The 23,971-nt window shown below is 55.5% G+C and carries 19 protein-coding genes and 1 tRNA gene; 8 read left to right on the top strand and 12 right to left on the bottom strand.

The genetic code is table 11. The annotated features are described in order from the left end of the window. Window positions 1–286 precede the first annotated feature (286 nt). The 5 genes from QZ292_RS04780 to QZ292_RS04760 all read right to left on the bottom strand — a co-directional run bounded on the left by QZ292_RS04780 (window position 287) and on the right by QZ292_RS04760 (window position 5,888). A complete protein-coding gene (locus tag QZ292_RS04780; protein ID WP_294598567.1) occupies window positions 287–487 on the bottom strand; it encodes a hypothetical protein in 201 nt (66 codons plus the stop codon). 270 nt (window positions 488–757) lie between these two features. Further along, window positions 758–1,366, bottom strand: coding sequence for a hypothetical protein (locus QZ292_RS04775; RefSeq protein WP_294598565.1), 609 nt, complete (start codon window positions 1,364–1,366; stop codon window positions 758–760). Between the two features lie 452 nt (window positions 1,367–1,818). Beyond that, complete coding sequence (locus QZ292_RS04770; RefSeq protein ID WP_294598563.1) at window positions 1,819–2,130, bottom strand: TerB family tellurite resistance protein; 312 nt, start codon at window positions 2,128–2,130, stop codon at window positions 1,819–1,821. Window position 2,131: 1 nt separating this feature from the next. Continuing rightward, window positions 2,132–4,795: a UvrD-helicase domain-containing protein gene (locus QZ292_RS04765; protein WP_294598560.1), complete on the bottom strand. Its 2,664-nt coding sequence runs from the start codon at window positions 4,793–4,795 to the stop codon at window positions 2,132–2,134. A 1-nt stretch (window position 4,796) separates the two neighbouring features. Beyond that, a complete protein-coding gene (locus QZ292_RS04760; protein ID WP_294598558.1) occupies window positions 4,797–5,888 on the bottom strand; it encodes a DUF1848 domain-containing protein in 1,092 nt (363 codons plus the stop codon). 628 nt (window positions 5,889–6,516) lie between these two features. Between QZ292_RS04760 and QZ292_RS04755 the strand changes: the two genes are divergently transcribed. From QZ292_RS04755 to pbpC, 4 genes are all read left to right on the top strand, one after another. Continuing rightward, complete coding sequence (locus QZ292_RS04755) at window positions 6,517–6,882, top strand: LytTR family DNA-binding domain-containing protein (RefSeq protein ID WP_294598554.1); 366 nt, start codon at window positions 6,517–6,519, stop codon at window positions 6,880–6,882. Next, on the top strand, window positions 6,879–7,757 hold the full coding sequence (locus tag QZ292_RS04750) for a phosphodiester glycosidase family protein (RefSeq protein ID WP_294598543.1): 879 nt from the start codon (window positions 6,879–6,881) through the stop codon (window positions 7,755–7,757). The genes QZ292_RS04755 and QZ292_RS04750 overlap by 4 nt, the downstream gene beginning before the upstream one ends. 108 nt (window positions 7,758–7,865) lie before the next feature. Further along, window positions 7,866–13,319 carry an MG2 domain-containing protein gene (locus tag QZ292_RS04745; protein ID WP_294598540.1) on the top strand — a complete coding sequence of 1,818 codons (5,454 nt, stop codon included), beginning with the start codon at window positions 7,866–7,868 and terminating at the stop codon, window positions 13,317–13,319. After that, window positions 13,316–15,535 carry a penicillin-binding protein 1C gene (pbpC, locus tag QZ292_RS04740; RefSeq protein ID WP_294598538.1) on the top strand — a complete coding sequence of 740 codons (2,220 nt, stop codon included), beginning with the start codon at window positions 13,316–13,318 and terminating at the stop codon, window positions 15,533–15,535. Before QZ292_RS04745 ends, pbpC begins: the two co-directional genes overlap by 4 nt. 13 nt (window positions 15,536–15,548) lie before the next feature. On the opposite strand, the gene QZ292_RS04735 is transcribed toward pbpC, so the two are convergent. The 3 genes from QZ292_RS04735 to QZ292_RS04725 form a co-directional block, all read right to left on the bottom strand. After that, complete coding sequence (locus QZ292_RS04735) at window positions 15,549–16,691, bottom strand: acyltransferase (protein WP_294598536.1); 1,143 nt, start codon at window positions 16,689–16,691, stop codon at window positions 15,549–15,551. Window positions 16,692–16,799: 108 nt separating this feature from the next. Beyond that, the gene (locus QZ292_RS04730; RefSeq protein WP_294598534.1) at window positions 16,800–17,369 is read right to left on the bottom strand and encodes a Crp/Fnr family transcriptional regulator; all 570 of its coding nucleotides are present in this window, start codon (window positions 17,367–17,369) and stop codon (window positions 16,800–16,802) included. Window positions 17,370–17,371: 2 nt separating this feature from the next. After that, a complete protein-coding gene (locus tag QZ292_RS04725; protein WP_294598532.1) occupies window positions 17,372–18,250 on the bottom strand; it encodes an AraC family transcriptional regulator in 879 nt (292 codons plus the stop codon). Window positions 18,251–18,338: 88 nt separating this feature from the next. Between QZ292_RS04725 and QZ292_RS04720 the strand changes: the two genes are divergently transcribed. The 3 genes from QZ292_RS04720 to QZ292_RS04710 all read left to right on the top strand — a co-directional run bounded on the left by QZ292_RS04720 (window position 18,339) and on the right by QZ292_RS04710 (window position 19,850). Continuing rightward, window positions 18,339–18,614: a hypothetical protein gene (locus tag QZ292_RS04720; RefSeq protein WP_294598530.1), complete on the top strand. Its 276-nt coding sequence runs from the start codon at window positions 18,339–18,341 to the stop codon at window positions 18,612–18,614. A 431-nt stretch (window positions 18,615–19,045) separates the two neighbouring features. After that, window positions 19,046–19,198, top strand: coding sequence for a hypothetical protein (locus QZ292_RS04715; protein WP_294598528.1), 153 nt, complete (start codon window positions 19,046–19,048; stop codon window positions 19,196–19,198). A 373-nt stretch (window positions 19,199–19,571) separates the two neighbouring features. Then, window positions 19,572–19,850, top strand: coding sequence for a hypothetical protein (locus tag QZ292_RS04710; RefSeq protein WP_294598526.1), 279 nt, complete (start codon window positions 19,572–19,574; stop codon window positions 19,848–19,850). Window positions 19,851–20,280: 430 nt separating this feature from the next. On the opposite strand, the gene rplT is transcribed toward QZ292_RS04710, so the two are convergent. The 4 genes from rplT to thrS all read right to left on the bottom strand — a co-directional run bounded on the left by rplT (window position 20,281) and on the right by thrS (window position 23,636). After that, entirely contained in the window at window positions 20,281–20,625 is a 345-nt protein-coding gene (gene rplT, locus QZ292_RS04705; RefSeq protein ID WP_294591686.1) for a 50S ribosomal protein L20, read from the bottom strand. A gap of 149 nt (window positions 20,626–20,774) precedes the next feature. Beyond that, on the bottom strand, window positions 20,775–20,969 hold the full coding sequence (gene rpmI, locus QZ292_RS04700) for a 50S ribosomal protein L35 (RefSeq protein WP_294591688.1): 195 nt from the start codon (window positions 20,967–20,969) through the stop codon (window positions 20,775–20,777). A gap of 75 nt (window positions 20,970–21,044) precedes the next feature. Next, complete coding sequence (gene infC / locus QZ292_RS04695) at window positions 21,045–21,617, bottom strand: translation initiation factor IF-3 (protein WP_294598570.1); 573 nt, start codon at window positions 21,615–21,617, stop codon at window positions 21,045–21,047. Window positions 21,618–21,680: 63 nt separating this feature from the next. Continuing rightward, window positions 21,681–23,636, bottom strand: coding sequence for a threonine--tRNA ligase (thrS, locus tag QZ292_RS04690; RefSeq protein ID WP_294598524.1), 1,956 nt, complete (start codon window positions 23,634–23,636; stop codon window positions 21,681–21,683). A 209-nt stretch (window positions 23,637–23,845) separates the two neighbouring features. Between thrS and QZ292_RS04685 the strand changes: the two genes are divergently transcribed. Further along, a tRNA-Leu gene (locus QZ292_RS04685) sits at window positions 23,846–23,933 on the top strand. The last annotated feature ends 38 nt before the right edge of the window (window positions 23,934–23,971 follow it).

Here is a 23,971-nt window from a genome sequence, read left to right as displayed (position 1 = left end):
TGTTGTAGTCCATCATGGCCTTGCCGTTGGCATACGACTCGTAGACTTTCGTTTCAGGCCGGGTGAACTCGTCTAAAAAGGCCTCCCGCTCGGCGGCGGGGATGCGCAGCAGGGAGGCGATCTGGGCGGGGGTCAATCCTTGAGCACCCATATCCCGAATTTGTTTGAATATTTGGTTGTCGTTGATTTCCATGCCACAAAGATGAGAAGCCAACTGTCTGAATTAAAGGACGCAAAAAAGGCCGACTCCTTTCGGAATCGGCCTTGAGCGGCAAAAATAGGGTGGCTACTGTGCAGCGGAATCGCGCGCCTGAGCAACGATGCTGTCGGCGATCACGGAGCCGATCACAGTCTGCGCCTCATTGACGGCATTCTCGAATGTCGATTGATCTGTGTCGTTCGGCATTTCCGCATTCCGGTAGAATTCGGTGCGGATGACCTCCAGTCGGGAGATTAGCTCGGTCAGAGCGGTTTGGTTGGTTTTCATCTTTGGTTTGAACATTTTGAAATGAACGAAAAATGGGTTACGTCTTTCCCGCTGTTCTCCACCAAAGAAGGCAGCCGAGGCATTAACCTTCGGCACGGGGGTACGTAACCCAAAATTAATAGGCAAGCATAAAAAACGCCCGCACGAAATAAATCGGCGAGCATTACTCGCCTTCTTTGGATAGAGAACAACACAAAGATGGGGAAAATTTCTGGATATACCAACAAAAAACCGCCCCGAGAGGCGGTTCTCTATGCGATCAAGAATTGCTTATTCAGCCAAAAGCTCTGGATGTCTTGTCAGATATGAGTTTCGCAATGATATTCCCATCACAAAGCATAATGCACCGACATGAATCGGAGTATCCCGATACACAGGATGATTATATATGAAATTCTTGATCGGGACAAACCAAGGCTCCCCGCTTTCAGCCAATAATACACGGTAGGATATCTGTTCTACATCCAAGGCCGTATGCGGTTCTTCCTTGTCAATCAATTCGATTAATCGAGGAAGTTCTGCCTCCAATAAAACTTTTGCCCCCGAATCTTTCAGCAATCCTTCTCCCGCATCATTCAATTGCCGAGGACTGTGTGTTACTGAAAATCGATCCAGCAAACTTTCATCTTTCGCAATCAACACACGCTCAATATTGTCGATCTTCAACATCAGTTTGGCCAATGTATCAGTAGATGTCTTTCCCTGCGATTCCAAAGACTCCAATGTACGATGATGGGCTTCGCACTGAGCATTCTTGATAATCGGATGACATTTGCGAAAATAGAAACGACATGCTACAATAGTTCCCCCGATCAGCAGCAAGCCGACAATGATCCACAGCGGAAGTTGGGCTGTAACTGTATTCAAAAGACCTTCCATAGTATGTATGTTAGTACGTTCGTACGTACAAATGTAATCATTTTTGATTTTGTCTTGCAAAAAACAAACCATCCTTACACATACAAAGTTCACAAATTCCTCGTCTCGTAGGATGCCGAGGTTATGAACCAGTATTTGCATGGGATAGTATTTTTTTGAAAATGGCGGCGCGCTGTTCGTGGCGCGTTTTGTGTCGGCGGGCCTCTTCGATCACTTCGGCGGTGGCCCCCGGGCGATTCATCCGCCCGGCGTAGCGGCGGATGTTGTTGCGGCAGTTCTCGTACTGTCCTGGGCACCCTTGAAGCGACTTAACAAAGTGAGCATCAAAATGTTATGTCGCTTCTTTTATTTTCTACTGGCAAAATTCAAATATTCCGCGTAACTTTTCTATATCCATACGCAACAACGTAGAGTGCAATGTTACCGAGACATATCTGAATATAACCGTGTTCTTAGCCTCCTAACCGATTTATAATCTTTAGTTCGCGAGGATCTGTGTAGCCATCGCACCTTGCCATTTCTGTAAAAATAGATTTGGCATATGCCAGTTCTTCTGCCCCCATACCGCTAAGTATCTCCCGACACTGATTGAAATCATAAGAACTAACGATTTCTAACTCGGATTCCGAAATATTGAATATCGACAGGATACGATTTAGAAATTTTACCTCGTTGGGGTCTACCACGCCATCAGCTTCCATAATGAGAATCAGTATTGCAACGACGGCAAATTGTTCTGTTTTGGAATGTATTGTAGAATCCATCTTAGTGTATGTTTGTTTTGAAGAATTCATCATAATCATTGTTACCAATATTTATGACAAATAAATTTTCTTTCGCTCGGGTTATCCCGGTGTAAATCAATTCAGGTGATGTGACGACGTCTTTATATGCATCTTTGGGAATTATGCAAATAACTGTTTGCGCCTCCCAGCCCTTGAAACTTTGAATAGTCGACAGTTTGAGATGGTGCGAAACCATAGAGAAACGGTTCTTTTCCACTTTCTCTAGTCGGTCATAATCTCGCTTATACTCATATGACGCCAATGTACTATGTCTTGAAATTCGGTTCACGGCCTCCTTTTTGACAAATGTCACTGTCGTCCCTTTGCCAGTTTCTTGTCGGTACAGGTAATCTATCTGCCGTAGAATCTCGGTTTGAGGCGCAAGAATAACAACATCTTCGATTTTAAGGCTATTGATGTCAATGAAGTCTTTACAAATCTTATAGACTTGTTTAGCTAAATCATCTTTGGAATAGGCCAAATCAAGACTGTCATACTTCATCAAGTTAAATTGAAAACCAACTTCACTGGAATCGTCCTTAGAAAGATTGATTACTTCAGAGGAACCATAAAAGCGCTGTTGAAATGCCATCGCAAGGTTCGCTAAAGCCGGATTTGAAAATCTCATGCTCTTGTCCAATTCATGATTCCATTTACCAGATATGAATTCCAACCGAATATCACCTTGTTTATCGAGTTCACGATGGTATATATTCTGTTTGGGGTCACCGAAAACCACAAATTCACCATTCACTTTTAGAAAGTATTTACGAAGCAACTGTAGCCATGGGGTAAGATAATCTTGAACCTCATCAATGAAAATTGCATCATATTTTTTAAGTTCCGTCGCAAACTTAAAGAAATCGGCATTATCATAAGAACCCAAATGAACATGAAGATTATTCGCATTTGCATATTTCCTGAAGAAACGATGGTAATAGTCAATATCAATTTTATCCCACGAAAAATCCGCTCTCACCTGCGACAATCTCATCTGCATATAATTTGCCAATGTGATATTGAACGTGAGCAAAAGCACATTACCTCCAGTCCGAACTTGAGCATTTACGGCCCTTGTCGCTAACACTTGTGTTTTACCAGAGCCTGCAACACCGCTAATCTTTCGCTGAGCTCCCTCTATACTGCGGGATAAAGTTTCCTGTTGTCGAGTAAGTCTGATGGGGATTCCCTCTCTGTATGAATGCCATTTGGGGGACAGATCCTTGATCAACTGATTAAGAGCTACATTATCAAATGCTTGATTTTTATATTTGAACTTAAGGTCGTCGAATATCCTACATAATATGTACTTATCGTCAATAAATTCATTGCCATAGATAGTCGTATATTTGGGTTCTCCTAACAGGGATTTTGCCTGTTCCAAGCTTCCTTTTGTGCAAATCAAAACCTTCCGGACTAATCCAAGATTCTTATTGTCTTCAATCACAGCCTCAGTAAATTCTTTAAGACTCTCTATTATCAAATTCTGATAATTATCAAGATCCACCAATGGAGACTGTATTTGTTTTGTTTCTGATTGTTCAGAATCATCATCTACAATTTTCGTGTTATTTGTCTGATCCCTGTTATCCAAATGACATTTTAATAGATCTTCCTCAAATACGGATATCACAACTACACCAACATTTGGCCTCACGATTATGAAGTCAGGAGATGCTCCGTTCAGTTCCGGATCAAGATAGATCAAGTCGTTCGCAGATAATACGCTACGCAATATGGAATATATCCGTCCCTTTTCTTTTGAAATCAGGCCATTTAATATCTGAAGATTCAGATTATATTCATTATAAATCGGCTCTGTGGCCCGTTCTTTAGGATCATATTTACTAAAATCCAGACCACCACCATTATACACCAATGCTTTTGTTTTACAGGTATATCGGTAATTCGTGTCTGAAGTCTGCCCATAATTCCCGCTCGATATATTTGAGAAAAACTCTGTCGGCGCAAATATATCACAAAATCTGTCTATTCTGAAAGCATTTGCATTTAACGGTCCCATGCACAATATATAGTGCGTATGCCCCGGTATTGCTATACTTTTTGCTAATTTCACCAAGTCTATCTCAGTGACATCAAGTATGTTTGAAAAAATATGGAATACATAATTTTGCTCATAATGAATATTCTTGGTTTCTGAATCATCTGAAACAGAAGGAAGGTACTCATTTAATGGCGTTATTCTGATTCCATTACACGCCGCTTTAGTTACATTGGCGATAGCCCTGCTCAAAGAGGCTTCGGAAGGTTCGATCAAGGTTATTTTCTTGAGCCATTGTGTCAATTCACGCTCTTTCAAGTAATCCACAAGACAGACTGTTCCAATTCCTTGACCACATCCCCAGTCTATAATCTCTAAAGATAAGGATATATTAGTCCTATCGTTCGGAGGGAAAGGCATGTTCTGCATGGCAGCCCTACATTTCGCCTGATGCATTTCACCATAAGCTCCGATATAACAGTCAAGACCTTCATCACTCTTCAACAAATCTAATCCATGATTAAGTTCTGGGTGAGAATAAGGACGATAACGATACTGTTCCGATATATTGCTTCGGCAATTCTCTATTATCGCCTCCATCGTCAAATTTGATATGCCTGAAATTCGCTCCTTATAATTCATATTAACCGATAATTTTATCCCTGTCAGGGTTAGATTTATGGCGTTTCCAATTGGTTACAGCCGCTTCTTTACTTGTATTCGCATAGCAATACTCGCAAAGATGTGGACAAGTATTATATTGCCCGATGTCTTTGCTTACAATGCAGCCACAGAATTGACGTTGACCATTATCTTTGTTGTTTCTTTTCTTAATCGCATATATTTCAGAGGTAAGCATTATTGCATCATTCGGAATCTGAGGTTTGTTATCAAACTCTTCGAACATTGAGGGGGCAGATAACTGTATTCGCTTTATATCTACCTTCAGAAAGTCCATAAGTTCTTTATCTTCGTATGCAAAACGAATCAGTAAGTCATCATCCACACAGCGGTTGTGCTCTATGCCGTATTGCTCGATATTGATTTTCTCTCCACAAGTGGCAAGTTGGAAATTCCATCCACGCTCTCGATTCATTGCAGATAGTTTTGCAGCAAACGCATTCATTGTGTTTTCGTCCCATTCAATATAGTTAATACCGTTCTTCTCAAGATTAATTTTAACCTTGCGATATGAGGCAATATCCGCAAAACTAAATACGAGTTTCTCTGTATAATCCTTGAGTTGGTCTCCGATATTTTTAACCTTTTCAAGCAAATCATTTATACTGATTTTATCCGTAAGAATCATCGGATCGAATCTCCATACAACTCGACCTTTTCCTAATTTATCGACCAACAACTTAAAAGTTTCTATCCGCTGAATCAAAGGAGGAACACCTTTTTCAAAATCTTCATTTTCATAATCGTTCAGAGTATATTGGATATAACACCCTATATTCCTCTCTTTCAGACAGTCAAGATAATTTAAAAGAGGTCGGGGATTCTTCGACCAAAACACAATGAACCGCGTCTTGCTATAAGACACATACGAAGTGACCCCGTTGAATGGATTCGTCCAAGCCGAGTATCCGCGCTTTAATCGCTCAAAGAACCAATCGGCATAAAAAGCCGGTATGTCCGTCGATCGACTTGCCGATACAATGACCGGAGCTTGTGCCTCTGCACGCACTCCTGTATCCAAAGTTACCTGGACCTTTTCTGTAGCTTTAGCCATTTTATTATCGTTATGAATCAAATCATATTTGCACTGTAAAATTAATTTGCTTTGCTCGACAGTAAAAATCTAAAGCAATCAATATACAAAATCAGCAGAATAATGTATCAATGGGAAAGCACTAACCAAATCTAAACTAAAACGCGAGTATATTCTTGACGAGCATATTAAATTTCAACATTTACCTCAAACAGTCCTCCTCTTTGATCTTTCAGTCGATCTGCGAAATGAAGAGGATACGCTGGTATAGCGAAAGATTGAAGATTTGAAATTGATTGGTAACATTTGTCACGACGTTCCGGCAACTACAAAAATCAGAACAATCGTCCACAAGCAACGCATAGGTGGCGGAACCTATCTCACTCCATAAACCTTTCTTTTCTTTTTCCAAAAAATACACGGAATAGACCCGACAGAGTCTTTATCGTGCTCCCTCCATAAAGATCAAATCCTCCAGCAGAACAGACGAAATCGTCCCTACAACAGTTTCGGGACGAGGAAAGTACCGGAAGGGTTGGAGACAAACACCGCCGAGTGGAACTGGTACACAGAGGGCGGGTTTTCATACATCGCAGCGGGCAACCCACTGCACCGACCCGACAAAATATGTAAATTTGCACCTGCATCTATGAAGAAGGACTTGACGTTTGCCACATCGACGGAGTTCATCCGGATTCCCAGCGATGCCGTGGTTTTCATCACTGCAGACGGGAACTATTCCGCCATCACGACGGCGGACGGCGGCGAATATGTCCTCACGCTGCAATTAGGCCAGATGGAACGGCGGATCGCCGAAATGGTGGAAAACGAAGACCACCGGTTCATCCGCATCGGCAAAAGCCTGATTGTGAACCGCGCATTCATCACATTGATCCATCCCGCCCGCCAAAAGCTGACCCTGTCGGACTGCCGCACGTTCCGGCACGAAGTATCCGCATCGCGCGAAGCGCTAAAGGCACTGAAAGATTTCGTTGAGAAGGAGGCCATGAAATGAGCAACATCCGACATGACATCGAGGATTCCGAGATCAGAATCATATCGTCCGACAAAAAAAGCGCTTCGTCAGCCGTGGCCCGGAAACGGCACCGGCTGGCCGGCATCCTGCTGCTAACGGCCGGAATCGTCATCGCGGCCGGAGGAGCGGCGTTCTACTTTTCGAAACATTCGGACCACGACGGACCGGAGCGACTGACCATCTCCAAGGAGATCGAACACGAGCCTGCCCCCCGCATCCTCCCGCCCGACACCCTCCTCCGGAGGGCCTACGTCGAAATCGCCGACACGACTGTCCATCACGTCCGGCTCACCGTCTTCTCGCCCCGGAACGCCACGCCGAGGCTGCACATCGGAGTCGATATCCTGCAGGATTCCGGTGCAGTGTTCGTCGTTCAGGCGGCCGACGTGCGCGAAGACAACGGCGGCATCGTCGGAGCCTACGTCTCCGAAGGCAGGCTCCTCAGCAAAGGCCAGTCGAAATCGGGTTTTTGCGCCATTATCGGCGGTACGCCAATCATCGGCGTGGCGGACGCGACACAATTCCTCGAACAGGCGCTCGAAACCGAAGGGTATTTCTTCCGCCAGTACCCGCTCGTGGTGGGGAACCAGGTTGTCGAAAACAAACCCAGGGGCCGGGCATTGCGCAAGGCCCTCGCCGAGCTGAACGGCAAGACGGTGGTCGTCATGAGCCGCGACCGGCTGACATTTCACGACTTCTCACAAGCACTCGCCGACCTCGGGGTCTCCAACGCCATCTACTTAGTCGGCTCGTCCGCCTACGGATTCGCCAAGGACGCGGAGGGCCATCGCATCGAATTCGGACAAGCGGCGAGCGACTCCCCCGAAAACACCAACTACATCGTCTGGGAATAGCCCGATCCCATTTCGTACATCAACGGCGACACTTCATACAACGCCCGGCAAATCGCTTTGCCGGGCGTTGTCTTTCAGCGAAATTCGCTGCATCAAACTCTATCCCGCATGAAAACACACATTCACTCCGCCGTTCGCAAACTTCCGGTCATCGTGCTGATGCTGCTGACCTCGGCCTGCAGCAAACGATACATCTCCTCGGAAGAGGCCTCCCAATGGATCGCAGCCTATACGCCGGTTCATATCGACCGGGATGCAGCCATCCGTATCGAGCCGACCCCCCGGATGAAGCGGCGGATCGACGGCCGGCCGATCGACGGCAGCATCTTCCGGTTCTCCCCCTCGGTCAAAGGACGGGTCGTCTATTCCGCCGACAAACGGTTCATCGATTTTATTCCCGACAAGAGCCTGAAACCGGGCAAAAAGTACGACTGCCGCATCCGGATGAAAGAGCTGACCGGAATCGACACGCTCGACGATTTCCATTTCGATTTCTTTGTGGACAAGCGGGAGATCCGGTTCGAGGAGGTCAAAGCCACGGTCGACCCGGACGACATTTCGATGCTCACCGTGACCGGCCGGCTAGAGTACAATGTCGCGGCGGGTGACTCCCTCGTCGGCGACAGCACCCTCCTCGAATGCAGCTACCCCGGAGTCAGCATCGAGATCGACAAATCGGCACACGATTTCAGCCGCCGGTTCCGGATCTCCGGAATCAAACGGCAGCCGACAGACACGACGCTGACCCTCTCCACGAATCCGCTCAACGGATTCTCCAAGGCCGAACAGTGCGTTGCCGTGCCCTCGATATCCGACTTCGGGCTGCTTCATGCCGAACGCGTCGAGGCGGCCGAGCCCTATCTGGCTCTGGAGTTCTCCGCCCCGCTCTCCTCGCAGCAGGAGCTCGACGGACTGATTACGATCGACCGGGTGGAGCCGATCCGGATAGAGCGCTCCGGCACCCGCGTCCAGGTGTTTTATCCCCAAAATTCCATTCCGGATCTCACCCTGCGGATCTCGAATCTGGTGAAGAACCAGGAGGGTCGGCGACTCGAAGGGGAGATCGAGCAGCACTTCAGCCAGGAGGTGATTCTGCCGGCCGTGCAGATTCCATTATCGGGCACCCTGCTGCCCGACAACGGCAATCTGAGACTGCCCTTCCGGGCGGTCAATCTGGCCGCCGTCGATGTCGAAGTCGTCAAGATATTCACGTCCAACGTGATGGCCTTCTTACAGGAGAACGACATCGACGGCTCCTACGAACTCCGGCGTTTCGGGCGCCTGATCTACCACCGCACCGTGCGGCTGGATCGGGACAAATCCCTGAACCTCCATCAGTGGCAGGACTTCGCCATCGACCTGAAGGGCCTGTTCCGGCAGGAACGCGGGGCGATCTACAACATCCGCCTCACCTTCCGCCGGGCCTATTCGCTGTACGGCCGCAACGAACCGGCCGACTTCTCCGAAATCGACGGCCTCACCCCCAAGGATACGGAGACATGGGATCGGAATCAATCGTACATATCCAGGAATATACCGGAATACAACTGGGCGTACTACAATTGGAACGAAACGAACGACCCGGACAAAGCCTCCTACTACATGAAAAGGTCGAGAATGCCGGAACACAATCTGGTCGTTTCGGACTTAGGGCTGATCGTGAAGCGGGCCGACGACAACCGGGTGGCCGCCACAGTCACGAAGCTCCTCACAGCGGCTCCGGCCGCCGGTATCCGGGTGACGGCGTTCAACTATCAGCTGCAAAAGACGGGGGGCGGGACGACCGACGCCAACGGGTTCGTCGATTTCGCCACAGACAACCGCCCGTTTCTGGTGACCGCCACCGACGGCCGGAACACGACCTATCTGAAAGTCTCATCCGGCAGAGAACTCTCCACGAGCCGTTTCGACGTGTCGGGCAAACGCATCGACCACGGATTGAAAGGGTTCGTGTACGGCGACCGCGACATCTGGCGGCCGGGCGACCCGGTGCATCTTTCGCTGATCGTGGAAGACGAACGAGGCCATCTGCCGGCGAATTATCCGGTGGTCATGGAGCTGTACAATCCCTCCGAACAGCTGTACGACCGGCAGACAATCACCGGAAACACGGACGGATTCTACGTTTTCCACACGGCGACCGATGAGACGGCGCCTACCGGTCTGTGGGAAGCGACGTTCACGGTGGGCGACCGGACATTCCGCCACCCGGTACGCATCGAAACCATAAAACCCAACCGACTCAAAATCAAGATCCGCACGCCCGAGATGATCCGGGCCAACCGGGACGAGACGCTCGGGATCGAAGCCAGCTGGCTCACGGGGCCGGCCGCGAAACAGCTGGCCGCGGGGATGGAAATGACCCTCTATGCCGACCCGACGCCTTTCAAGGGTTACCAGAACTACCAGTTCTCGAATCCGCTCGTCTCCTACACCTCCTCGCAGAAAGAGCTGTTCTCGGAAAAGCTCGACAGCACCGGTTCGGTCGAGAAACTTTGCACGACGGGAACCGACCGAAACGCTCCCGGAATGCTCCAGGCCGCCATCACGGCAAAAGTGACCGAACCGGGAGGCGACATCAGCGTGGTCAGCCGCACCGTCCCCTTCTCGCCGTTCGAGGCCTATGTCGGCATCGATCTGGGTGAGAAAACGTATCCGACCGACACGGAGGTACGATTCCCGGTCGTCGTGCTCGATCAGCAGGGCGAACGGATAAAGAGCCGTCGGCTCGACTACAAGATCTATCGGCTGGACTGGGACTGGTGGTGGGAAGGAAACGCCCATGCCCTGAACCGATATGTCCGGAGCTCGTCGGCCGATCTGGTCGCGAGCGGCCCCGTGACCGTGACGGACGGCGGCGGAGAGATCCCGTTCCGGGTCGACTATCCCGGCTGGAGCCGGTATCTGATTCTTGTCCGCGACTCCACGGGAGGCCATGCGACAGGCGGCACATTCCGGGTCGACTGGCCCGACGGGAGGGGGCATGCGGAAAACAACGCGGCCGCAGAAAGCACCGAGCTGTCGTTCACGCTGGACAAAAAGAGGTATGAGGCCGGCGAAACGGCCTGCGTATACCTGCCGAAGTGCGCCGGCGGACGGGTGCTGCTCTCCATCGAGAACGGCTCGGGCGTGCTCCGCCGGATGTGGGCGAAGACCTCGCCGGACAGCGAGACCGTATTCCCCCTGCCTGTCGACCGCTCCATGGCTCCGAATTTCTACGTGACGGCCACCCTCCTGCGGCCTCACCGCCAGACCTCCGACGGTGTTCCGATACGCCTGTTCGGCATCGCCGCCGCCGAGGTCGTCGACTCCCGCTCGATCCTCCATCCGGAGATCGAGATGCCCGACGAGCTGCATCCGCAAAAGCCGTTTACGGTCAGAATCGGCGAACGGGATCACAGACCGATGACCTATACGCTGGCGATCGTCGACGAAGGGCTGCTCGACATCACGAACTTTCGGACGCCGAACCCCTGGGCCGCCATGAACCAGCGTGAAGCGCTGGGGGTCAAAACATGGGATATGTATGACGATGTCATCGGCGCGTTCGGAGGCAGCTTCCGACCCGTCCTCAGCATCGGCGGCGACCAGGCGCTGCGCCGCGCCGCCGGCAAGGAGAAGCGCTTCAATCCGGCCGTCAGGTTCCTGGGGCCGTTCACCGTAAAAGGTGCCCCGAAAACGCACAGAATCACGCTGCCCAACTATGTCGGTTCGGTGCGGGTGATGGTCATCGCGGCCCACAGGGGCAGCTACGGCCATGCCGACAAGACGGTCAGGGTCACCTCTCCGCTGATGCTGCTCACCTCGCTGCCGCGCGTCCTCGCCTGCGGCGATACGATCGGCATGCCCGTCAATCTGTTCGCCCAGGCCGACGAGGTGAAGCGCGTCTCGGTATCCGTCGAGACCGAAGGGCCGGTGGCGGTCGTCGGGGCCGGAAGCCGGAGTGTCTCATTTGCCGCACAGGGCGAGAAACCGGTCGATTACCGGCTCGTCTGCGACAAATCCGCCGAGGGGAAAGCCCGGATCGTCGTCACGGCTGCGAGCGGCCGGCACATCGCGACAGACACCGTGTACATCGATGTCCGGAATCCGCTGCCCACGCTGGTCAAAACCACAGAAAAATCACTGGCCGGGGGCAAGACCGCCACCTTCGACTGGAGTTCGTCCGACCACGGGACGGTCGGCCTGCAAATCGCATCGATGCCCGCCTTCCGCTTCGGAGAGGCGATGACCTTCCTGGAGAATTACCGTCACCTCTGTACCGAGCAGCTCGCCTCCAAAGCGCTGTTCATGCTCTTCGGCCGCGAGTTTCTCGACTCCGAGAGCCGGCGGCGGTGTGACCGCTCCCTGCCCCGGCTGCTCCAAGTCCTGACGTCGCGCCAGCTTGCCAACGGAGGATTCGTCTACTGGCCGGACCAGCGGTCGGTCAACGAGTGGGTGACCTCCATGGCCGGCATGGCGCTGGCCGAAGCCGAACAACAGGGTTTCCGGGTGGAGAAAACCTGCACGGAGCACTGGTTAGGATATCAGACCGCCGCCGCACGCAATTACCGCTACTCCGCGGAGTCGGATCTCGGCCAGGCATACCGGCTGTACACGCTCGCCAAAGCCGGACATCCGCAGGCCGCAGCGATGAACCGCCTGCGGGAGTCCAAAACCCTGACGCAAACGGCGGCCTATTGTCTGGCCTCCGCCTATGCGCTCTGCAGCAGAGAGGAGGTGGCCGCGAGCCTGATCGAGCAGGCCGAGCGCACCGCACCGACCGCCGGACAGGACATGTTCCGCTCCACGGTACGCGACAACGCCATGCAGACGGAAGCCTACGCCCTGTGCGGCCTCACAGCCAAGGCGGTGCCCGCAGCGCGGACGCTGGCGAAGGAGTGTGCCGGAGACCGCTATGTGACACAGGACATCGCTTTCGTGACGGTGGCGATGAATCGGCTCGGCCATGCGACAGACGGCCGCGCAGGCTCGGTGACAATCAGCGAAAAGGGACGCACCCCTCTCTCATTACACGACTTCGGCGAGCTGAAAAACGTCGCCCTCAGTCCGGCCAGCGGGCATGTCACGGTATCGAACACGGGCACCGGGACGCTGGAGCTCGCGCTCGTAACCGCCTCTCGGCCCGCAGCCGACACCCCTGTCGAAGCGACAGAAACGGGGGGATTGCAAACGAGCGTCAGCTACACCGATCTGTCGGATCAGCCGATAACGATCAACCGGCTGAAACAGAATACCGAATTTAAGGCCCGGATCACCGTCGCCAACCGGGGGAAAGCGGTCGATGCGATGGCCCTGACCTATGCCATTCCCTCGGGCTGGGAGATCTGGAACGAGCGGCTATACCCAACCGGAACCGCGCCGCACGACCATCAGGATATCCGCGACAACAGCGTCAGCTATTACTTCCCGCTGGCCGCAAGAGGCTCCGTCACATTCACCGTACGGCTCCGGGCGGCATACTGCGGCAATTACATGTTGCCGCCGACCGTATGCGAAGACATGTACCACCCGGCCCGCAAGGCCATGACGGCAAACCGTCGAATCGCCGTCGAACGATGAAAAGGGGGAGACATACCGCCGGATACGCGGCGATCACAGCAGTAGCGTTGCTCCTGCTGCTGTGGCTGTTCTGCCTTCCGGCCGATCTTTTCGAGAAGACGCCCTACTCGACTGTGGTGACGGCCGGCAACGGCGAACTGCTGGGTGCCCGCGTGGCCGCCGACGGCCAGTGGCGGTTCCCGCCGTGCGATTCGGTGCCCGGCAAGTTCGCCAGGGCGTTGGTGGAGTACGAAGACCGCAGCTTCCATACCCACCGGGGCATCAGTCTCCGGGGAATCGGCCGGGCCCTGATCCGGAATCTGGCCAACGGACGAGTGGTGAGCGGCGGGAGCACCATCTCCATGCAGGTCATACGGCTCCACCGCCGCGGCCCGCGCACGTTCGTCGAGAAGATCATCGAGATGTTTATGGCCACACGGCTGGAGGCGCGGTATTCGAAGGAGGAGATTCTGAAGCTGTACGCCTCTCACGCCCCGTTCGGAGGGAATGTCGTGGGAATCGACGCCGCCGTATGGCGCTACCTGGGCCATGACGGCAACGAGATGTCGTGGGCCGAGGCCGCCATGCTGGCCGTGCTGCCGAACGCTCCGTCGGCCATCCATCTGGCAAAGAACCGCGACAAACTGCTGGCCAAGCGGAACCGGCTGCTCAAACGCCTTTGCGAGGTCGGAGAAATAGCCCCCGACGAATACGAGCTCGCGGTCAACGAGCCGCTGACCGACACGCCCTATCCCATGCCGCAGTCGGCTCCCCATCTGGTGGAGTATTTCCATGCGGCCCGGCCCGGCCGCAGGAGCGCCACCCACATCGACCACGCCCTCCAGCAGCGGCTGGAAGAGACAACGGCCCGGTGGCGCAGCGAGCTCTCGCTGTCGGGCATCAACGACCTGGCGGCGGTCATCGCCGATGTCGGGAGCGGTGAGGTGATCGCCTACTGCGGCAATGCCGACATCCGGGCCCGCCGGGACGGAGCGTGGGTGGACGTCGCCCGGGCTCCGCGTTCGTCGGGCAGCATCCTGAAACCGCTGCTGTATTGCGCGGCCCTTCAGGAGGGGGTGATTCTGCCCCGCACGCTGCTGCCGGATATCCCGGCCGATTTCGGCGGATTCTCGCCCCGGAACTTCGACGGCGATTTCGCAGGCGTCGTCCCGGCGAACCGGGCGCTGGCCCTGTCGCTCAATGTGCCCCATGTCCACCTGCTGAAAGAATACGGCGTCGACCGTTTCGCCGCGCTGCTTCAGCGAGCGGGTTTCGGCACCCTGACCCGTCCGGCCGGCCGGTACGGGCTTTCGCTGGTGCTCGGCGGTGCCGAGGTGACGCTGTACGATGTGGTGATGTGTTATACGAAAATCGCGCGCGGGGAGAAGAGCAGCCCCTGGAACGATCCGTTCGCCGTCTATGCCATGCTGGATGCGATGCGGGAGGTGACCCGCCCGGATGAACTGGATCGGAACCGTGTCAGTTCCGTCCGGCACATTGCCTGGAAAACCGGAACGAGCTACGGAGCCCGCGACGGATGGGCCGTCGGCATAACGCCCCGTCACGTCGTGGGGGTGTGGGTCGGCAACGCCGACGGCAGCGGCGTGGCCGATCTGACCGGCGCGAGAACGGCCGGCCCCGTCATGTTCGATCTATTCGACCTGCTCCCGTCCTGCGGATGGTTCGCCGAGCCGCAAGGCCGACAGGTCAGGGTCTGCGTCCATTCCGGCCACCTGGCCGGACGGTTCTGCGCCGACACTCGTCTGCAGACGGTCTCCGAGAGCGCCTTACGGAGCCGCCCCTGTCCCTATTGCATGCGGATTCCGGTGTCGCTCGACGGGCTGCGGCGCGTCACGGACTGCTCCGAACCGATGGAGCTCCGCTCGTTCTTCATCCTGCCTCCGGTTCACAAGCACTTCTACAAGCTCCACCACGCGGATTACACGGAGCCTCCGGCCGGAAAAGAGGCGCAGACCGACGCCATGCAGTTTATCTATCCGGCACCGGGAGCGGTCATCGCCCTGCCGCAGAAGCTGGACGGGACACGAAGCGAACTGATCTGCAAGGCGACCCACTCCGATCCGGCGGCCGAGCTGTTCTGGCACCTCGACCGGCACTTCATCGGCTCGACCACCGACCTGCACCGGATCTCGCTGCCCCTCTCGCCGGGTGTACATCGCATCACGGTCGTGGATCAGACCGGCGCGCAGATGTCACGGGAGGTCATCATCCAATGACGCGGCCGGAGCGCTACCGCTGCACCGGAACGTGGCGCAGGAAGCGGTTCCGGAGCCATGCCCGAACCGGCTCGTCGAAGAGTTTCAGGAATCCGTAAGCCAGCGCTACGCACCCGACTCCCACGGCGATCATCAGCGGCCAGCTCTGCTGCCAGCCCATCCCGTGCTCCGTCACATAGGCCATGAAGAGGTAGACGAACGGATAGTGAATGATATAGAGCGGGAACGAAATCTCGCCCAGAAACTTGCAGATTCCGACCGAGACCCGCCCCGTGATCGGACTGCCCGCCCCGGCCAGCACGATCAGCGGGAAGACGAACAGGATGGAGAGCGATTCGTAGAGCCCGTTGATCCACAGCTGCTCTTCGCCTCCCAGCCGGGGGAAAAACAGAATCACGGCCAGCACCAGCGAACAGATCCAGAAGCCGCCCCGCAGCCGGATCAGCCGCCCCAGCCGGAAAAGCAGCAACCCGCAGAAGAAGGGATACAACAGGCGGATCATCCCGATTCCGAAGTGCCGTCCCGTCAGCTCATGCCCGCCCAGCACACTGCCGTCCGAACCGCCCACCGTCATCCACAGCAACGCGACGCCTGCCGCAGCGACGAACGCGATCAGCACGCGCTTCGAGAAGCGCCTCACGACCGTCGCATAGAGAAAGTTGCCGATGTATTCGAAGAAAAGCGACCAGGAGGGGCCGTTCAGGGGGAACATCTCGTGCCACGGCTGGCGAATCGCCGCGGTGGTCGGAATCAGCAGGCAGCCGGCCAGCATCACCAGCAGCATCTGCCAGACGGGTACCTCGCCGATGTGGGGAAACATCTTTCCGGCACCGAAATAAAAGCACAATCCCCCGATCACCGCTCCCACGACGACCATCGGCTGGAGCCGGATGATACGCCGTTTGCAGAAGTCCCAGAGAGTCATCCACCCCCACCGGTCGTCATAAGCATAACCGATCACGAAGCCCGAGAGGACGAAGAAGAAATCGACGGCCAGATAGCCGTGGTTGACAATCGGCACGACATACAGCGGATCGACAGCATAGATTTCGAACAGATGGAACACCACGACGATCAGGGCGGCGACACCGCGCAAGCCGTCGAGAATCTCGTAGTGCGGCTTCTGCGGAAATTGCAGGGGCAAGTTGGAGGTCATATCGTAAAAAGAAGGTTGGTTTCCGAAGCTTCGCCTGCAAAGATACGGAAGAACGAGGGACTAAAAATTTGTCCTACATCAAAATCCGCCCGCGGAGCGGCGCCCGCCTCAACGCCCCTCGCCCGCCCGCAGCCGGCTCAGCGTCGAGAGCGTAATCCCCAGATAAGAAGCGATATAACTCAGATTGGCCCGTCGGCAAACGTCGGGAAACTGCCGTCGGAAGGCTTCGTACCGTTCGCGGGCCGGCAGCGCGAGCCGCTCCTGGTGGCTGCGGTGCAGACGGCGGTACTCGTTCTGGTGGGCGATCCGCCCCCAGTTGCACAATTCGAGGTTGGTCTCCCACAGGCGGGTCAGATCGGCCAGCGGGATGCGCCAGGCTTCGACCTCTTCGAGCGTCTCGACCTCCTCTTCGCTCGGCCGGCCGTAGTAGAGTTCGTCCATGCTGAAGACAATTCCGCCCTCGACCGAAAACGAGGTGGTGACCTCCTCGCCGTCCACCACCCAGTAGGAACGGGTCATGCCCCGCTCGATAAAATAGGCGTACCGGTTATACTCGCTCTTGCGGATCAGCCGACTGCGTTTCGGGAAACGGCACGGTTCGACGACCGCCTCCAGCGCGCTGACCGTCTCGTCCGACAAGGGCCAGAGAGACCGGATCGTATCGATCACCTTTCGCATCGTCAATCGTTTCCCGAACGGTATTGTTGGGGGCTCATCCCCACGTAGCGTTTGAAATACTTGCCGAAAAACGAGACGTTCGGAAAGTTCAGCGACAGGGCGACCTCTTTGATCGCCATGTTGGTCGACTTGAGCAGGGCCTTGGCATCCATGATCACCACGTCGGCGATCAGGTCGGCGACCGTCTTTCCGGTCTGCTGTTTGACGGTCGTGCACAGATGCTGGGTCGAGAGGCGCATCTGTTCGGCATAAAAGGCCACGCGCCGCTCCCGGGTATAGTGTTTCATGACGAGCCGGAAGAGCTCTTTGCTGATCTCCTCGCCGCGGCTCAGCCGGTGTCCGGTCTCGTTCTGAGCGGTGCGGTAGAGGCTCGACACGCCGTAAAGCACGGACTCCAGAATACATCGCTGGATCTGAGGATGGGTCAGCAGGTCGGCGGTAAACATCCTGTGCAGGAGGGCGAAGAGCTCCTTGTAGATCTCGGCCCGCTCGGCGGTAAACGAAATGACGGGGTTCTCGATCATCACGGGCAGCATATCCATGGTGGATTTGATGAGGTTGACCTCGCCCATGAATTTCGACGAGAAACCGATGAACGACAGCCGGAAATTTTCCGGCGTACCGTGGAACCGGATGACGCTGCCGGGTGCGACGACGATAAAGTCGTTTTTCCGGATGCGGCACTCTTTCAGGTTGATGGTGGCCGTGAGCTCGCCTTCGACGCAGAGCACGAAGATGCCGGCCTTGATTTTGCACGGTACGGTGTACCACCCGAGCACGTCGCGGGTGATATCGACCCAGGCGAAAAAATCGACCGGCAGATCGATATCGGGCAACCGGTCGGGCGCTGCGGGATCCCGGTCGAGGAGTCGGTTATCCATACTCGATTGATTAAAATTTGACTATAAATATAGCACGAATTACGAGTTTTCCCACTCCGAACTGAAAAACGAACCACTCTTTCCCACGTTGGGCACACGGTTTTCGCTGAATTCCGCCCCGGGCAACCGCGGCGGGGGCGAGGGCGCTGTGTGGAACTGCGGCAATCGAGGTTTTAGTTGGTCGTCTGCGATCTGCACGACAGAAGGGCTGCGTCTGCTTTTAGACATGCTGCACTGCGATTCCAATAGCACAGACTACCGTGTCACCGGTCTTCAGTTGCGTTGCCTCTCGCACCCACAGGGTGTTTTACTGGCAGCCTCGGCCTTAATCGGCAACCTCTACCCCACCCGCAGATTGGGGTGACACAGCCTTAGCGATGCGTAAGCATCGCTCCGTCCCGCCGGGGCGCCCATCGGGCGTTTTATTGGGGTTCTCACTGCCTTATTGGCCGGACGCCGCCCGCGCAGGGCTATTCTATCCTGTTAGGGTAGAGGCGGCCGCAGCGAAACGCAAGTTTCGCCCGTCCACGGGACGTGGGGCCCGGCCGGCCCGAGGCCAGTTTCAGGCGGGACAAAGCTCATTCCCGTCGCCCGCCCGCCTCAAAGGGCATATTCTGTGGGTTGGCACCCAGCCAACCAACGAGAATTGCCGCGGGCGACTCAAAAAGTACTAACCACCGCGCGCCGACGCCTGAAAAGGGAAATCGTCAAAATGTGTTCGCACATTTTGACAGGATTTCCCATGGCGCGCGAAATCAAATCCCCGCCCCGGGCTGCCGCAATCACGCGAATGGCGTGCAACACTTCATCGGCAACGCTGGATTCAGTTGGACTTATACGGTCAACGGTACTAATGGCATGTACTTGGGTGTCAGTACGACGGAGCTCAATCCCAGTACCTCGGACGGCCGCGCCCGCGGTTTTCAGTTGCGTTGCCTCTCGGAATAAACGGACGCGCAGTGTCTTTTACTGGCCGTGTCTACCCTAAAGCAGCCTCTACCCTACACCGTTGCGGCCGGGCGCCCGGGAGGTGCCGCAATTCTCGACGCGCAAGCGGCGTGTTGCGGACCTCCCGTGGGGAGGCCCGGCCCGCGCGGTTCCCCGAACCGCAAGAGCTCAGCCCAATTCACCGCCCAAAATCCGTCCTCTTCGGCCTGTCGCCCATCCCCCCGAAGCCGCTACGCGGCTTGGGCGACAGGGCCGGCGCCCCAAAGGGTCGCACAGCACTCAGCCCAATCCTCGGCCCGATTCTCCACCCCATTCGGCCTTGTTTCTTTTCCCGCGCGCTGGCGGAAATCTTATCCAAACACGCACCACGCGTTTGAATAAGATTTCCTTCTCCAGCGGGCGCGCGCGGGACGATTCAACCGTCGCCCGCCGGGATTTCACCTCGATTTTGCTCACCGCAAAACGAGTGAAATCCCTCTTTACGCGGGCGGGCGACGGGAGAGCTTTGAACCGGACAGAACTGCCCTGCGCGGGCGGCGGCCGGGTGACCCCGGCAGGACGGAGCGATACTGCGTATCGCTTACTGGCTTGCTACACCCAGTTCTCTGTCCGCGCGCCTGTTGCGTGGCGCGGTTATTTATTGTCTGAATAACAAAGGCCGGCCGCCGTGGCGCGAACGCGTCGGCCGGCCGGGCCCCGCCTAAATAAGGCAGTGATAACCCTAGTAAAAGCCCCTGTGGGGCCCCGCGGTGGGCAATTGGCTGGAGTAGCCCAACTCCTCGCCTCGTTTTTTGTCCGCGCGCCTTGGGAAATCCAGTCAAAACGCGCAAGCACATTTTGACGATTTCCCTATTAAGGCGACGGCGCGCGATTTGGTTCGAGGGTACTGCGCTCGGGCCGCGCGGGCCCCACGTCCCGTGGACGGGAAATGCTTACGCATTTCCACTTACCTGCTCGGCCCAAATCTGCGCCCCACCAAAAACGATCGGGGAGCCGGCCGCCTGATCCCGCATGAACGGTGACAGAACGGTGCTCCCCGATCGGTGACACACTATCGATAAAATAGACGACGGGCGTTTATATTACTTAACCGTCTTGACGATTTCGGCGAATGCCGTCGGGTGGTTCATCGCCAGGTCGGCCAGCACCTTACGGTTCAAGGCGATCCCTTTAGCGTTCACTTTCCCCATGAATTCGGAATAGGTCATCCCGTTGGCCCGCACGGCAGCGTTGATACGCTGGATCCACAGGCCGCGGAAGTTCCGTTTTTTGTTTTTGCGATCGCGGTAGGCGTAGGTCAACCCTTTTTCTACCGTGTTCTTGGCTACAGTCCAGACGTTCGAGCGAGAACCGAAGTTCCCTTTGGCGAGCTTGAGGACTTTCTTGCGGCGGGCGCGACTGGCCACCGCGTTTACACTTCTTGGCATAACGATGCGTTTTTCGATCGGCCGGCGGTCGTCCCGTTCGGGCGACGCTTTGGGGGAACCTCTGCGTGGGTTCGGCCGGGCGCGATCTTCGGTTAAAATAAAGTATCGTCCGGTTTTTACGGCTCCGGACGGAGGCCGTCAAACAAAATCTACTTCACGAGCATCAGCTTGACAGCCGGCGTGTCGGTAGCGCTCATCGTCCCGGTGTGGGTGAGGTTGCGTTTCTGTTTGGTCGTTTTTTTGGTGAGGATGTGGCTTTTGAAAGCGTGTTTCCTCTTCACTTTGCCGGTGCCGGTGAGCGTGAAGCGCTTCTTGGCGGCGGCAACGGTTTTCATTTTCGGCATGGTCGAAATTTATTTAGATGGTTAAAATAGTGTGTTTCAGTACAATGTCCCCTCCCCCCAAAAGAAGGCGGAGAGTTACTTCTTCGGTTTCGGGGCGAGCAGGATGCTCATCCGCTTCCCTTCGAGCTTGGGCATCTGTTCGACTTTGGCCCACTCTTCGAGATCCTGGACAAACCGCAGCAGGAGGATCTCCCCCTGATCCTTGAAGACGATCTGGCGTCCGCGGAAGAAGACATAGGCCTTGACCTTCGCCCCCTCTTTCAGGAAGTTTTCGGCGTGTTTGAGCTTGAAGTTATAGTCGTGGTCGTCGGTCTGAGGCCCGAAGCGGATCTCTTTGACAACGACTTTGACGGCCTTGGCTTTGATCTCTTTGGCTTTTTTCTTCTGCTGGTAGAGGAATTTCTGGTAGTCGATGATGCGACACACCGGCGGCTCGGCCTTCGGCGAGATTTCCACGAGGTCGAGTTCCTGTTCCTGTGCCATGCGCAGCGCTTCCTGCAAGGAATAGACGTCCTGCCGGTCGATATTCTCCCCCACTAACCGCACCTGAGGCGCAGTAATTTCCCGGTTGATCCGGTGGGGGTTTTCTTTCTGTACACGTCCGCGGAACGGCGGGCGCGACGGTCTTGGGCGCGGTGGTAGTGCTATAGTTTTGTCCTCCTTAGTATATTTAGTCCACGGTATGAGGGCCGCAAAAAGCGTGCCGCACGTCTATGACATAGGTTCCGCGATGGGTCGAATCTCTTCGGCAACCAGGTCGCCCACCATCTTGGCGAAGTCGGGCAAAGTCATCGTCCCGCGGTCCTTCCCTTCACCCTGCATCCGGACGGTGACGGTCTCGTCCCGCTGTTCGTTATCGCCGACAATGAGCAGAATAGGCACCTTGGCCAACTCGTTATCCCGGATTTTGCGGCCGATTTTTTCGTCGCGGTCATCGACGCGGGTGCGAATATCGCAATTATTCAGCAATTTAGCAACTTTTTTCGCGTAGTCGTTGTACTTTTCGCTGATCGGCAGCACCACCGCCTGTTCCGGCGTCAGCCACAGCGGGAACTTTCCGCCCGTGTGTTCCAGCAGCACGGCGACGAAGCGTTCCATCGAGCCGAACGGAGCCCGGTGGATCATGATGGGCCGGTGTTCCTTGTCGTCCGAGCCTTTGTAGGTCAGGTCGAAACGCTCGGGCAGGTTGTAGTCCACCTGGATCGTCCCGAGCTGCCACTTCCGCCCCAAAGCGTCCTTGACCATAAAGTCCAACTTCGGCCCGTAGAACGCCGCCTCGCCGGTCTCCACAATGGTCTCCAGCCCCTTTTCGGCCGCCGCCTCCATAATCGCGGCCTCGGCCTTGTGCCAGTTCTCGTCCGTCCCGATATACTTCTCCTTGTTGTTCGGATCGCGCAGCGAAACCTGTGCCGTAAACTCCTTGAAGTCCAAGGTCTTGAAGATATAGAGCACGATGTCGATCACCTTCTTGAACTCGTCTTTGAGCTGGTCGGGCCGGCAGAAGAGGTGGGCGTCGTCCTGGGTAAATCCGCGCACACGGGTCAGCCCGTGCAACTCCCCGCTCATCTCATACCGGTAGACAGTCCCGAACTCGGCCAGCCGAACGGGCAGGTCCTTATAAGAGCGCGGTTTCGACCGATAAATCTCGCAGTGGTGCGGGCAGTTCATCGGTTTGAGCAGGAATTCCTCGTTCTCGTCCGGGGTATGAATCGGCTGAAAACTGTCTTTCCCGTACTTGGCATAGTGTCCCGAAGTGACATAGAGGTCTTTCATCCCGATATGCGGGGTGATCACCTGCTCGTACCCGTACTGTTTCTGAACTCCCTTGAGGAAATTCTCCAGCCGCTCTCTGAGCGCCGCCCCCTTGGGCAGCCACAATGGCAATCCCTGCCCCACCCGCGGGCTGAAGGTAAAGAGTTCCAGCTCCTTGCCCAGCTTCCTGTGGTCGCGTTTCTTGGCCTCTTCCACCAAGGCAAGATACTCGTCGAGCAAAGCCTTTTTCGGGAAGGTAATGCCGTAAATCCGGGTGAGCATCTTCCGCTTTTCGTCCCCGCGCCAGTAAGCGCCGGCCACCGAAGTCAACTTCACCGCCTTGATCGGCGCCGTGTCCGCCAGGTGCGGCCCCCGGCAAAGGTCGGTGTAGTCGCCGTTGCTATAGAAGGTGATCGTCCCGTCGGTCAAGTCGCCGATGAGCTCGCACTTGTACTCGTCCCCCTTTTTCGTATAGGTCTCCATCGCCTCCGCCTTGGAGACTTCGCGCCGCACGAAGGGGTGTTTCTCTCTGGCGATTTCGAGCATCTTCTGTTCGATTTTGGGCAGGTCTCCTTCGGTAATCGGCGTCGGCGAGTCGACGTCGTAATAGAATCCGTTATCGATAGCGGGCCCGATGCCGAACTTGATGCCGGGATACAGCTGCTCAAGCGCCGCGGCCAAAAGGTGCGACGAGGAGTGCCAGAAAGCGTGTTTGGCTTCGGGTTCGTCCCATTTGTGCAGTTTGATCGTCGCGTCTGTTTCGATGGGTTTCTGAATATCCCAGCTTTGCCCGTCCACGGTCGCGGCAAAGGTCTCCTGCGCCAGCCTCGGACTGATCGAGGCTGCGATTTCGAGCGGCGTGACGCCTGCTGCGAACTGACGGCTGCTGCCGTCGGGGAATGTAATGTCGATCATACTTGCTCGGTGTGTAAAACGCCGCCCGCTCCGGCTCGGCGCGGACGGATTGACAAAGTTAGCTATTTTTCCCTGTCCCGGTACACGAGAAAGCGGAAAAGCGGACTCCGGGAGGGATTTTTCTCGCGAGGGGTTGCACGAAACGAAAAAAGCATTACCTTTGTCCCGCTTTCGTACTTCTCCGCAGCTTGCGGAGGGTGCGGCCTCTCGCCCAGGTGGTGAAATTGGTAGACACGCTACTTTGAGGGGGTAGTGCCGGTTTACGGCGTGCAAGTTCGAGTCTTGTCCTGGGCACCACACGAAAAGAAAAAAGATCGCTGATAATCAGCGATCTT

Origin of the sequence: uncultured Rikenella sp., assembly GCF_910577125.1 — a bacterium.
GTDB lineage: Bacteria > Bacteroidota > Bacteroidia > Bacteroidales > Rikenellaceae > Rikenella.
The sequence above is the reverse complement of the archived record's forward strand: the minus strand, read 5'-3'. Positions and strand labels throughout refer to the sequence as shown.